Annotated in this window: 10 protein-coding genes; 4 read left to right on the top strand and 6 right to left on the bottom strand. The window is 37.2% G+C overall.

The window, feature by feature from the left end:
* Window positions 1-52 precede the first annotated feature (52 nt).
* From dnaK to ABWU50_RS05605, 4 genes are all read left to right on the top strand, one after another.
* A complete protein-coding gene (gene dnaK, locus ABWU50_RS05620) occupies window positions 53-1,975 on the top strand; it encodes a molecular chaperone DnaK (protein WP_264731144.1) in 1,923 nt (640 codons plus the stop codon).
* An 88-nt stretch (window positions 1,976-2,063) separates the two neighbouring features.
* Window positions 2,064-2,348, top strand: coding sequence for a BolA family protein (locus ABWU50_RS05615; RefSeq protein ID WP_253309613.1), 285 nt, complete (start codon window positions 2,064-2,066; stop codon window positions 2,346-2,348).
* 7 nt (window positions 2,349-2,355) lie between these two features.
* A complete protein-coding gene (gene metC, locus ABWU50_RS05610; RefSeq protein WP_353275693.1) occupies window positions 2,356-3,597 on the top strand; it encodes a cystathionine beta-lyase in 1,242 nt (413 codons plus the stop codon).
* Window positions 3,572-4,996: a Mur ligase family protein gene (locus ABWU50_RS05605; RefSeq protein WP_353275692.1), complete on the top strand. Its 1,425-nt coding sequence runs from the start codon at window positions 3,572-3,574 to the stop codon at window positions 4,994-4,996. The genes metC and ABWU50_RS05605 overlap by 26 nt, the downstream gene beginning before the upstream one ends.
* 440 nt (window positions 4,997-5,436) lie before the next feature.
* Here the strand turns inward: ABWU50_RS05605 and ABWU50_RS05600 are convergent, their stop codons facing one another.
* From ABWU50_RS05600 to ABWU50_RS05575, 6 genes are all read right to left on the bottom strand, one after another.
* Window positions 5,437-6,168 (bottom strand): ComF family protein, encoded by a 732-nt coding sequence (locus ABWU50_RS05600; RefSeq protein ID WP_353275690.1) that lies wholly within the window; start codon window positions 6,166-6,168, stop codon window positions 5,437-5,439.
* Window positions 6,169-6,289: 121 nt separating this feature from the next.
* Window positions 6,290-6,796, bottom strand: coding sequence for a hypothetical protein (locus ABWU50_RS05595; RefSeq protein ID WP_353275688.1), 507 nt, complete (start codon window positions 6,794-6,796; stop codon window positions 6,290-6,292).
* Window positions 6,777-6,938: a hypothetical protein gene (locus tag ABWU50_RS05590; protein WP_353275687.1), complete on the bottom strand. Its 162-nt coding sequence runs from the start codon at window positions 6,936-6,938 to the stop codon at window positions 6,777-6,779. The genes ABWU50_RS05595 and ABWU50_RS05590 overlap by 20 nt, the downstream gene beginning before the upstream one ends.
* Before the next feature lie 54 nt (window positions 6,939-6,992).
* Window positions 6,993-9,788, bottom strand: coding sequence for an excinuclease ABC subunit UvrA (gene uvrA / locus ABWU50_RS05585; protein WP_353275685.1), 2,796 nt, complete (start codon window positions 9,786-9,788; stop codon window positions 6,993-6,995).
* A 307-nt stretch (window positions 9,789-10,095) separates the two neighbouring features.
* The gene (locus ABWU50_RS05580; protein WP_353275684.1) at window positions 10,096-10,608 is read right to left on the bottom strand and encodes a hypothetical protein; all 513 of its coding nucleotides are present in this window, start codon (window positions 10,606-10,608) and stop codon (window positions 10,096-10,098) included.
* Window positions 10,609-10,814: 206 nt separating this feature from the next.
* Window positions 10,815-13,919 (bottom strand): AIR synthase-related protein, encoded by a 3,105-nt coding sequence (locus tag ABWU50_RS05575; RefSeq protein WP_353275683.1) that lies wholly within the window; start codon window positions 13,917-13,919, stop codon window positions 10,815-10,817.
* Window positions 13,920-13,938 lie beyond the last annotated feature (19 nt).

The following is a 13,938-nucleotide window of genomic DNA, read 5'->3' as shown; positions in this document are numbered from 1 at the left end:
CCTATACTTATATATTCTTATATCAGATAATATTTACAATGGGGTACTCATTATGGGAAGAGCAATAGGCATAGATCTCGGAACAACAAATTCTTGTGTTGCAATAATGCAGGGCAAGGATACAAAGGTAATAGAAAATAAAGAAGGGGCAAGAACTACTCCATCTATAGTTGCATTTACTTCGTCAGGAGAAAGGTTGATTGGCGCTCCTGCAAAAAGACAAGCAACCACCAATGCAAGTAATACTTTTTTTGCTACTAAGAGATTAATAGGCCGTCAATACGGTGATTCTGAAATGAAAAATCTAAACGTGCCGTATAAAGTGTTTGCAGCAAAAAATGGTGACGCATGGGTTAAAACCACTGATAATAAAGAATACTCTCCTAGTCAAATTGGTGCATTCATACTACAAAACATGAAAGAAGCAGCAGAAGCTTATCTTGGAGAGGAAGTAAAAGATGCTGTGATAACAGTGCCAGCATACTTCAACGACTCTCAACGTCAAGCAACAAAAGATGCAGGAAAAATTGCCGGATTAAATGTGCTCAGAATAGTAAATGAACCGACTGCTGCAGCGCTTGCTTATGGTCTTGATAAGAAACATGGGCACACAATAGTGGTATATGACCTTGGTGGTGGTACATTTGATGTCTCAATACTTGAAATAGGTGAAGGGGTTTTTGAAGTAAAGGCTACAAATGGTGACACTCATCTTGGAGGTGAAGACTTTGATAACGCAATAGTGAGTTATTTACTAGATGAATTCAAGAAAAGTAATGGCATTGATTTGAAAAATGATCCAATGGCTATGCAAAGAATCAAAGAAGCTGCTGAAAAAGCGAAAATTGAATTATCAAGTGCAATGGAAACGGAAATAAATCTACCGTTTATTACAGCTGATGCAAGTGGTCCAAAACACTTAAATATGAAATTAACGAGAGCAAAACTTGAAAGCTTAGTGAATGGTTTAATCGAAAGAACTATGGCTCCTTGTAAAAAAGCTCTTGAGGATGCTGGTTTGTCTGCTAGTCAAATTGGCGAAGTGGTTCTCGTTGGTGGCATGACTCGTATGCCAAAAGTCATAGAGAAAGTTAAAGAATTCTTTGGCAAAGATCCACATAGAGGAGTAAATCCTGATGAAGTTGTAGCAATTGGAGCTGCAATACAGGCGGGAATCATTCAAGGTGATGTAAGAGATGTGTTACTACTTGACGTGACTCCACTTTCTCTTGGTATTGAGACTCTAGGAGGAGTATTCACTCCACTTATTGAACGTAATACTACTATTCCTACTAAAAAATCTCAGGTGTTTTCAACTGCAGAAGATAACCAAACAGCCGTTACAATTAAGGTACATCAAGGTGAAAGAAAATTGGCGGTTGATAACAAGCTACTTGGTCAGTTTAGTTTGGAAGGGATACCTCCTGCTCCTCGTGGAGTTCCTCAGATCGAAGTAACATTTGACATAGATGCAAATGGAATAGCACACGTTTCTGCAAAAGATAAAGCTACTGGAAAAGAGCAAAAAATACGCATTCAATCTTCAGGTGGTCTATCTGATGATGAAATAAATCGCATGGTAAAAGAAGCTGAAGAAAAAGCGCAAGAAGATGAAAAGCGCAAAAAGTTTATTGAAGTGAAGAATCAAGCGGATAGTTTAGTTCATTCTACAGAAAAGTCTCTGACAGAGTATGGTGATAAAGTTTCACCAGAAGATAAATCTGCTATTGAAAATGCAGTTAACGAATTAAAAGAAGTTAGTAAATCTGATAACATTGATGACGCTGATTCAATCCAGCAGAAAGTTACTAATCTTTCTCAATTATCTATGAAACTTGGAGAAGCTATGTATAATGCCTCACAACAAAATAGTGCTGGAAATGGCTTTTCATCAGAAGGGAATCCAAATGATAAAGAAGAAAAAGTAGTAGATTCTGATTATCAAGACATAGATAATAAGGAAGAGAATAAATAAGGGTGTATTGTTATATCACTTTTCCTGTCATCCCAGTGTCAGCTACTTGGATGACAAGAGGAGCATGTTGTTGCTTAAAGAAACCATTATGGATATTATTAAAACAATAGAAGAAAAGATACGCGATTCGATAGATGTAATTGATATCAACATTGTCGATGAATCAGCAAAGCATGCTGATCATTATTTTGCTTCATCTTCAACATTACCTTCGCACATTAAATTAATATTAATATCTGACGGCTTTATTGGAATGAGCATTCTAAAAAGACATAAGTTGATTTATGAGTTATTGAAGGGTGAGATAGAGCTAATACATGCAATTTCTCTTCACTTGTATACGCAAAACGAGTACAATTTAAAAAATAAATAATAAAAATGTGAAGGAAGAGTCTATATTAGTTAAAGCAGGAAGAAAATTTAATGACTATAAAGGTTCTATGAACCCGCCAGTTTATCATTCTTCTACCATATTATTTCCTACTTACAAGGACTACTTAAATGCAGCAAATGGAGAAAGTATATACGATGTAATCAACGATGGTGTTGTAAGGGATTATAGCTACAGTAATGTTGGTACTCCTACTGTCCATTATCTTTCAAATGCACTGGCTGAAATTGAAGGGAGTGGACAAGCGCTTATTTATCCTTCCGGACTATTTGCACTTACTTTTGCTATTTTGACTTTCACTAAAGCAGGCTCGCACGTTTTAATTCAAGATAATAGTTATTATAGGCTTAGGAGGTTTGCAGAAAATGAGCTACCAAAAAGAGGAACAGAAGTAACTTTTTATGATCCAACGCAGGATATAACTGATTTAATTCAGAGTAATACTTCATTGATAATGATCGAGACTCCTGGTTCTATAATGTTTGAGATTTCGAATATAGAGCATATAGTAAAAGTTGCTAAAGAACATGGAATCGTAACCGTTTGCGACAATTCATGGGCCACTCCTTTGTTATTTAAGCCGCTTGATTATGGAATTGATGTTGCACTATATTCAGTGACAAAGTATCTAGCCGGTCACTCAGATTTAGTTATGGGAGCTATTATTGCTGAAGGTGAAATTTTTAAATTGCTTTATGAGAGCTATAAAAATTATGGAGTAACCATTCAATCGCACGACTGCTACCTTGCACACAGGGGACTAAGAACACTGCACACACGTATGAAAAGGCACCAAAATACAGCAATGGAAGTGGCAAAGTGGCTAGAAGCACAGCAAAAAGTTAGAAAGGTTTTATATCCAGCACTTCCCTCCCATCCTCAACACGAATTGTGGAAAAGTTATTTCAAAGGAGCAAGCGGCACATTCAGTATAGTACTAGATAGAGAATATTCATGTGAAGAACTAAGCTGCATGGTTGATCATATGAAAATTTTTAGTATTGGTGCTTCTTGGGGAGGGTGCGACAGTTTGATATTACCAGTAGATCGTAGATCTATGTCAAGATCTGTAATGAATTCAGATTGTGGTGGAAGTTTCGTGCGAATATTTTGTGGACTGGAAGATCCTGAAGATTTAATCTTTGACCTTAATGACGCACTAAAAAGGTTACCATGTTTAGACTTTCAAAACGATGAAGTAGGACATGAAACTGAGAGAATTACTGCATGATATTGTTGATGTTAACTTTGACGTTGAAATCAAGGGCGTTACATGTAATCCCAAGAGAGTCAAGGAAGGTTATCTTTTCGTTTGTGTGTCAGAAAGGGATAGGATTTACATAGATCAGATATTATCTTGTGGAGCTAAAGAGATAATTGCAAGTGATTGCATAACAAATGGTGTCATTCCAGTGCGTGACGCTGGAATTCATATTTTCCACCCAAATCCTCAAGAAATATACAGCGAAATAGTCAGCAGGTTTTATCAATTCAAACAGCCCAAATATGTTGCTGCTGTAACGGGTACGAATGGTAAAACTTCAGTAGTAGAATTTTGCCGCCAGATCTGGCAAAACTCTGGCTATAATGCTGCGTCTATTGGAACACTTGGAACATGCATCAATAATGGTAGAAAAGGTAATAGCAACAGTCTTACCACTCCAGATGCAGATGACCTTTACGCAACATTGCATGGTATAAATGTAGAACACTTAGTGTTAGAAGCATCAAGTCATGGGATTGATCAATATAGAATCCATGGATTAAAGTTGAGTGCTGCAGCTTTTACTAATTTCTCGCAAGATCATTTAGATTACCATAAAAATCTTGGTGAATATTTAGAAACTAAAAAAAGGTTATTTTACGAGGTATTACCAGAAGGAAAAACAGCGATTTTAAATGCGGATATAGATGAATACTACGCGTTGCTTAAGATAGCTGAAAAACGCAGCAACAAAATTATCACCTATGGAAAAACAGGCTCTGATATTACTTTATTGGAGCAAACACCAACCCCTAATGGTCAACACCTTACAATAAAAATTGGTGGTGAAATTTATGATACGTTTTTTCCGGTTCTGGGGCAATTTCAAGCATATAATCTGTTGTGTGCAATGGGTATAGTTACCTCGTCTGGACTGAATTACAGAGAAATATGCGTAGAAAAACTCGTTTCTCCACCAGGAAGAATGGAAAAAGTGAAACCTTTTGCATTTGTGGATTACGCTCATACTCCAAGTGCGCTTAAACAAGCCCTATTGTCTTTAAAATGGCACTTCAATAAAAAAATAATTCTAGTTTTTGGTTGTGGTGGCAATCGTGATCAAACAAAACGCGCAGAAATGGGTAAAGTAGCACAAATATATGCAGACAAAGTGATAATCACGGATGACAATCCGCGTGATGAGAATCCTGCAGAAATTCGTCGTGGTATTTTACTACATTGCCCTAATGCGCTAGAGATAGAAGATAGAAGAGAAGCTATAGAGAAAGGAGTAGATATTGCCTATAATGAGGGTATGATTCTGCTAGTTGCAGGAAAGGGGCATGAAGGATACCAAATCGTGAGCGGCCAAACTTTTGAATTCAGTGATGTTGAGGTTATTAAAAATCATGCCTTAACATACTGATTTTCACAATGGGCTTACCTCCGTATCTGTTCAGGGACGTGGCTAATGTGCGAATATTGAAGCAAAAGTGATGTCATCCCAGTGCTTGACACTGGGATCCAGGAAAAAAAGAGCATAGATCCAGTGGATGGCAGGGATTGGTGTCATGAAAGTAGCTGATGCTGGAATTTAGCTTTTTATGCAACCTTATCAATTTAGTATAAGATCAGCTACTTTTCATACTCAACAAATCAGTTTACAAGCAAACTTTCCTGGATCCCAGTGTCAAGCACTGGGATGACATCATCCTGGTAGACAATGTTCGTACAGCTGTGTTTCGGGGCACTGGGATGATACCCTCCTTGGCAGACAATGTTCGTACAGCTATGTGCGTAACGCTGGCACTGGAATCTAGAAAAAAATAGATCCAAGTAGTCAAGCTACTTGGATGAAACTGACTGCTAATTTTTTATGCAAGAGGTCCAATCATTCACCGTTCTTGCAAGTGATAGCACTCTCACTTCTTTTTCACCGGAGTTTAAAATTTCTTGAGAGCAAGATCTTACAGTTGCTCCGGTTGTTACCACATCATCAACTAATATCACGATTTTATTTTCGATAATTTTCTTGTTGCTTATGCTAAAAGCCTTTTTCAAATTTTTTTCACGCTGTTTAAGTGAAAGACCAGCTTGAGGCGCAGTATGGCGAAGACGTTTTATTGCAAATGGCGTATAGGATAAATTGGACAACTTACTCAACTCTTTTGCAAGCAGTGCTGCTTGATTATATTTACGTTTAAACAAGCGCATTTTATGTAACGGTATAGGAATTATGACCTCTGCGTTCTGAAACGTATCCTGATTAGCTTGGTGTATCCACTTTGCATAGATTTTTACGTAATTCAAATTATCAAAAAATTTGAAATTTATAATCATGTTTTTACTATGTTGATCATAAGCAAAAACTGATCTTAATACTTTAAACGGTGGAGGATTGATGATGCACTTACTACACGTATGAATATTGTCTGAGATTACTACGCCACAAACATTGCAGTAATGCTTAGTTAGAAAATTGATTTTTTTGTTGCATTCACTACATAGATTAAGATTTTCATCAATGATATATTCGCAACTTACGCATACGTTCGGAAATATAAGATTTGTAGCTTTTTTTAGTAAGAGAAGGTTCACAATTCATTAAATATATTATAAAATTTATATAGTATAGCTAAAGTAACTTGTGCTTACACTCTTTCACTTTTTATTTCATCTCAATGTAATTCAAACTGAGCCACTGCTGAAAAAGCAGAACTTATAAATCAGTTTGCGGTATACCATTGACTAAAGTAGTCTCCGAATCACTCCGATTAGATAAAAGCTGATGTTTTTCTGGCTCCTGTATTTCACTTAACTTACTTTGCACTTTGTTGCAAGCCCACACAAGTGGCGTTATCATTGACGCGGCAGCCCAAATGATAGCAGCGCAAGAATAACTTACAATCTTGTTAAATACTTCAGCTACTGCACTAGCACAATCTTGCCCAGCACTTAAAAATGCATTTGAATGATCAACTAATGATTTTGTACTTGCTTTTAAACAATAGTCCCCTGTTATTTTTGACAATAACTTGGCTGGAAAGTATGACAAATATGCCACCATCAAAAATAAAGGTTGCAATATTATGTTGGCTGCTAAAACAGCACCCAGTGTACACAATGAATACACTCCCTCTGCTCTGTGGCCCATGTATTCACATTTATCATTATCTTTATAATACTTGTTATAATTGTCTTTACTCTCAACTCCACAAATTACCATCTTTCACAGGTCCTAGCACATTATCAACGTAATGTACGGACTTATAGAAACTATTTTCTGGAACTAGTGTGTAATCTTCTGCTCTCTTAGCAGGTACAACTCCATATTCAACGTACCTTCTAAAGTATCGATATACTGACATTCTTATCTCCAAATCATAAATATGCAACCTAGCCTAATATAATTAAGAAATAGTTTATAATAAATACGTTTTAAGATACCTGCCTGTAACACTTTCTGGAATTTTTGCCACTTCTTCTGGAGTTCCAGTAGCAATCACTTCTCCGCCTTTTATTCCGCCCTCTGGTCCGATTTCTATTATATAATCTGCAGTTTTTATAACGTGCAAATTGTGCTCGATAACTATAACAGTGTTTCCCAGATCGACTAATCTATGGAGTATTTTTAGTAAGTTATTTATATCTTCAAAGTGTAATCCAGTTGTTGGCTCATCAAGAATATACAATGTTCTTCCGGTAAATCGTTTTGATAGCTCTTTGGACAGCTTTATTCGTTGTGCTTCACCCCCAGACAACGTTGTTGACGACTGTCCGAGTTTTATATAGCCAAGCCCCACTTCCTGCAAAGAAACCAACTTTTCTTTTACCATTGGAAGGTTTTCAAAAAAATCACAAGCCTGATCTATCGTCATATCAAGCACATCAGAGATTGATTTTCCTTTATAAGTAACTTCCAATGTTTCACGATTATACCTTCGCCCTTTACACTGCTCACACTTCACATAAACGTCCGGTAGAAAATGCATCTCTATCTTTAAGTGCCCATCACCTTTACAAGCCTCACACCTTCCCCCTCTGGTATTAAATGAAAACCGGCCTATATTATATCCCCTTGCTTTTGACTCCGAAAGACCTGCAAACCAATTTCTTATATGAGTAAACATACCGACATATGTTGCTGGATTTGACGCAGGAGTTCTACCAATTGGCGACTGATCAACTTCTATAACTTTATCTATATATTCAAGGCCTTCTATTCTATCACACCGACCATACCGTGCAGACGAATGATATATCTTATGTGCTGAATATTTATATAACGTTTCTATGACTAAACTTGATTTTCCCCCTCCTGATATTCCAGTAACACAAATAAGATTCCCTATAGGAAATTTAACGTTCACATTTTTTAAGTTATTTTCACATGCATTTATTACTTTTATGAACTGAGTTGCTTGCTTTCTTCTCCTTGGAATTAAAATTTTTTTCTCTCCACTCAAATATTGCCCTGTTATGCTCCCTGAATTTCTTTGCACCTGGTCTGGTGTTCCTTCTGCAATAACTTTTCCACCATTTACGCCAGCTCCAGGACCAATATCAATCGCATAATCAGCAGCCATTATTGTATCTTCATCATGCTCAACAACGATTACAGTGTTACCCATGTCTCTCAAGTCTTTCAGTGTAGCAATTAACCGATCATTATCGCATTGATGAAGGCCTATCGAGGGTTCATCAAGCACATACAGCACTCCTGTTAAACCAGAGCCAATTTGCGAAGCAAGTCTGATCCTCTGACTCTCACCGCCAGAGAGAGTGCTAGATTCTCGATCGAGCGTTAGGTAATTCAACCCTACATTCTTTAGAAATACTAGCCTCTTGATTATTTCATTTAATATTTTACTTGAGATTTGCTTCTGTTGTTCTGTGAGCTTGTCTGGCAAATTTTCAAACCACTTAAGGGATTTATCGATGCTGAGCCCTGATATTTCACCTATATGTCTGCTATCAATTTTCACTGTGAGTGCTTCTTTTCTCAATCTATAGCCAGTACATTCCTTACAATGAATAACGGAGCAGTATCGCTCAACAAGCGTTTCATCATAATCCATCTGGTTCTCCAAGATACTGATCAAACCTTGAAATTTATTAGAGCCAAAGAGTATCATATCTTTTACTTCTTGATCTATGTTCTTCCACGGAACATCAAGGCTAAATTTACAATTTTCAGCCAGTGATAGAATTGCACTTTTTAGAAATCCATAACTTGTGTGCACTTGACGGAACATTGGTCCTACTGGCTTTAAAGCACCCTCAGATATTGAAAGAGTTTCATCTGGCACTATCAGCTTTACATCAACAGCCAGCTTTTTACCAAGCCCATTACACGAACCACATGCACCGTAAGGGCTGTTAAAAGAAAATAATCTTGGTTCTATTTCCTCAAGAGTGAAACCAGACTCGGAGCATGCAAAATTCTCTGAAAAAGTCAGAATTTGACCATTTTTATACTCGGAATTATGGTTGTCAGGTAGGTTTACTACTTCTACATACATTAGACCATTACCAAGTTTTAGTGCGGATTCTATACTACTTGGCAGTCGATTTCCTATATCGCCCAATATTGATATTCTATCTGCAACCACAAAAATGTTGTGTTTCTTGTTCTTATCGAGTTTAGGCAAGTCATCTACATTGTACACTTCACCATCTATTTTGAACCTTACGTAACCTTGTCTTTTAATTTCCAATATCTCTTTGAGATGTTCTCCCTTTCTACCACGCACAACAGGGGCAAGTATATATATTTTAGTTTCTAAAGGTAACGCAATTATAGTATCTACAATTTGAGATACAGTTTGCTTTGTTATCGGTAATCCAGTTGCAGGTGAATAAGGAACCCCTATTCGTGCATATACTAAGCGCAAGTAATCGTAAATTTCGGTAACAGTTCCAACTGTTGACCTTGGATTTTTTGAGATCGATTTCTGGTTGATAGATATTGCAGGGGAAAGACCTGTAATCGACTCAACATCTGGTTTATCCTGAATGTTGAGAAATTGACGCGCGTAAGCTGATAGGCTTTCAACGTATCGGCGTTGGCCTTCTGCATAAATCGTATCAAATGCGAGACTAGATTTACCAGAACCACTTAGCCCAGTTATAACAACTAGCTTATTTTTCGGTATATTGACGTCTATACCTTGCAGATTATGTTCCCTTGCACCCTTAACTCTTATAAAATCGTCCATATTATACTATATAACGTATTTTAACCATTATAGCCTTAAAATACATGAATTTACAGTGATATGTTGATTTTCTATTGATTTTTTCAACTGTTACGGAAAATTAGGCAGCGTTTGGTAAATCGTCATTCCGCTACTTGTTAGCGGAATCTATGCTGAGATACCGGGCGGTATGACGTAGGGCTGTACAACTTGTGTTAGAATCTTAGGGCAAATCTACTACCTATAAATTCTAAACTGTTGTTACGTATTAGGACCACCAAATACATCCCCAGGACCCAAAGTCAGTTTAGCTATATCAGAAAACAGGTTATGTGGAAATCTTAAAATACTTCTTGTTCGCCAAGCAAAATAAATACATTCCTACAAACAAGCAGATGCTTAATACTGACGCATAAGAAAACTTAAAAATTAAATCTCTAATATATATTGCTAAGCATTTACCTGCAGAAAATTTGTATAGTAATCCAACACATACAACGGCACTATCAATTACTGATGCCATAATTAAAGTAATGAAATTTGCCATATGAAAATTCAACTTGGACTTCAATTTTTCAAAAACAATTATGCTTGAGAGAAGAGATACTAAAATTGCAGCATATGAAGTCAATATCATCAAACTAAAACTTTGCCATTTTAAAATACAGCATAGCGCTGTACACACTATTAAGCTATACGTAGCTTTTTCTTTGCCATAAAATTCAACCATTGAATTTACAACTAAAGCAGCTCCTATAAATAAAGCAGCACATATCATCAATTTATTTGAAGTGTTGAGTAAAGAAAGACTGATAAATAAGAGTGTCGGTAAAATAGACATAACTACCTACCCAAATTTAATGACATACGTTTATTTTAAGTAAATATTGCACATAGTGAAAGAGTTATTTAACCTAATGGAAAACAAAAAACATTTTAAACTGACATGCTATAGCTACCCAAGAAAGGTTTTCCTACGTCATACCGCCGCGGCCGCTAACAAGCAGCGGGATGACGAGTTTGTCGTTTATCAAATCGTCTGTAAACCTAAGTTACTTTAGCTATATAATAACTATTTCCCAAATCTTTCAGATTTACTTTTAAAACATCCTTTATGTTTAGCACCTTTTTCTCTGTTACTTTGCCAATACATGAATAAGCCGCATCTTCAAACAACGCTTCAAACCTCTGCTGATTTTGTGGTGCAATAGTAACCAAAATTCTACTTTGCGATTCAGAAAACATTATTATCTTGTTTATTATGTCTGTATTTTGTGTTTTTCCTATTGGTACTAGTGAAAGATCGATTTCAGCACCAAGGTCTCCTGCAATTAGCGATTTTGCCAGAGCAATAATTAAGCCGCCTAAGTTTGGTGCAATTGCAGAGGCAATTATGCCATCTTTTATTGCCTGGTTGTAACGCTCATACAACTTCCTAGCGCTCTTTGCATCAACTTTTGGCACGTTGTTATTATCTATTCCACTATATAACTGATATTCAGATCTACCAAGCTCATCGTGGGTTGTACCAAGCACATATATCAAGTCCCCTGGCATTTTCACATCAAGCGATACCGCATTTTCAATATTTTCTATAACTCCAATTGCTGAAATGAGTAATGAAGGTGGTGCAGATATCATCACTTTCTCGCCATTTTCGTCATATCCCTTGAAGTCATTGAACATACTGTCTTTTCCGGATATGAATGGCGTTTTAAATGCAGTTGCAAAGTCGTAACAAGCCTCTGCAGCTCTCTTTAGCTGCCATAGCCTTTCTGGATTATAAGCATCGCACCAGCAAAAATTGTCGAGCAACGCTAGATGATTTATATTTCCTCCTGCAGCTACGTAGTTGCGTATTGCAGTGTCAATCGCACATGCTGCCATGTGATAAGTGTCAATTTCTCCATAACTTGAGCCAAATCCCTGCGATTTTACAACACCTTTGTTTGAAGAAAGGACTGGCCTCGAGACAACAGCTTCACTGCACACTCTTCCCTTGCCTTGCAGTGGTTTCAGTATTGACGATCCTTGAACCTCATGGTCATATTGCACCACTATAAACTCTTTGCTGCATATGTTTGGTCTGCTTAGCATTTCTTTTAGTTCAGTCTCTTGGCTGAGTATCATTTCGGTGTTGTGCGCTGGAATGACAGCAGGCTCCTTAGACCATGGCTTTGTCTGTAAATGCACTTTGGGATTACCGTCATGCAGAAATTCAGTTTCGATGTCCATTATTACTTTCCCTTCAGGACATTTAACAACAGCTTTACCACTTTCGTTAAACTCTCCAATCACACAAACCTCCACATCATGTTTTTTCATGATTTGCTTAAACATAGGAAGATTTTCTTCTGGCACTGCTAAGGTCATTCTCTCTTGTGATTCTGATATCCATATTTCCCACGGAGCCATACCATCGTTTTTAAGGAGAACTTTGCTCAAATCAACTTCAAATCCGTCTTTTCCCATTTCACCAATGGACGATGATAGACCGCCTGCTCCATTATCCGTTATTGCATTATAAAGACCAAGCTCTCTTGCTTTTATGACGGCATTGGATAGTTTTTTTTGTGTTATGGGGTCGCCAATTTGCACAATCGTTGAAGGGCTGTTTCCCGACAAAGCCTCTGAAGAAAACGTTGCACCGTGAATTCCATCTCTTCCAACTCTTCCACCAATAATTACGATTTTATCGCCATTTTTTGGTCCTTTAATGTGTGAAGGTACATTATTTATACTGCGCGGAATAGTTCCAACACTTCCAACAAAGACCAGCGGCTTTCCACAAAATCTATCGTCAAAATATACTGATCCAAGTTGTGTTGGAATACCGCAGCAGTTGCCAGCAACATTAACGCCATGAATCACTTCTTTCATTATATATTTTGGCGGTAAAATCTCATCAGTACGCTCCTTGTCCCTATAAAATTTGCCTTTTGCTTCTTTGGCAAAGCAAAAGTAATAGGTATTCATTATAGGCTCCGCGCCTTTCCCGAAACCCACTATATCACGATTAACTCCAAGCACTCCGGTCATTGCTCCACCAAATGGATCAAAAGCTGAAGGGCTATTGTGAGTTTCAACTTTATCTACAATCAAGTAATCGTCATCAAAAATTATTCCTCCTGCGTTGTCGGAGAAAACTGACACGCATATGTCAGAATTTATCTCACGCGTTGCACGCTTAATATAATGAGCATATAGACCGTCTTTTATTTCATCAATAGGGAAGCAAAAAATATTGTGTTTACAATGTTCAGACCAAGTCTGTGCCAGAGACTCAAGTTCAATATCATATGGATTTCTACCGAGTTTTTTAAAGTAATCCTTTATAGCTTTCATTGCTGCCAGCGAGAGCCCTAAAGTGCCATTACCATCGATTCCATCTCTGCTGATCTTTTCAAGCTCTTGGTCACTCACATTGAGGTCAACAGACTTAGTACTATCCTCTGTCATCCCAACCCTACCTTCTGTCATTCCAGTGCTTGACACTGGAATCCAGTTTGCATTATACAATTGCTTGAAATTTTCTGGATCCCAGTGTCGGGGCACTGGGATGACACCAGGTGTTGTATTCGATTTACCATAATATTTCCAGCTATAGTTCTTACAGATAAGTGTGCAATATTCAGTGATAGGGTTGAATTCTTGTTTTATATCATCTTCAGTTGGCAAATTCCCTTGACTTAGAATCAATTTTGAACTTCTTGCTTTGATCTCAATTGGTGTCATTCCAGCGCGTGACGCTGGAATCTGCGTTTTCTCTTTCTGGATCCCAGTGTCAGCTACTTGGATGACAGAAGGGAGGCCTGGGATGACAGGCTGGTCGATATAGCCTTTGCTTATTAAATATTCTGTAATAATTTGTTTTGCTGTGTTGCCTACATTGTCGGTCATGCCAGGTAAAAAGCTTATCTCCAAGCCCCACTTTGCTTGTGGTTCTATGAAGTTATATTGAACTTCTTCAAGGTTTTCATTGTAGAAATAATAACGGCAGTCTTGTATGACTTTATTATAAAATAGCCCACAAATTTCTTCATGTAATTTTGATGGTAATTCTTTGCTTATGTAAATCAAGTAAACATTAACTACCCTTCTGCGGCCAACTTGTTCACATTTATTTAAAACTTCTATTCTAATGTTTGTCATGTAATGTTATTAAGGACTT

It is taken from the genome of Wolbachia endosymbiont (group A) of Pipizella viduata, from assembly GCF_964028555.1.
Classification (GTDB): Bacteria; Pseudomonadota; Alphaproteobacteria; order Rickettsiales; family Anaplasmataceae; genus Wolbachia.
The sequence above is the reverse complement of the archived record's forward strand: the minus strand, read 5'-3'. Positions and strand labels throughout refer to the sequence as shown.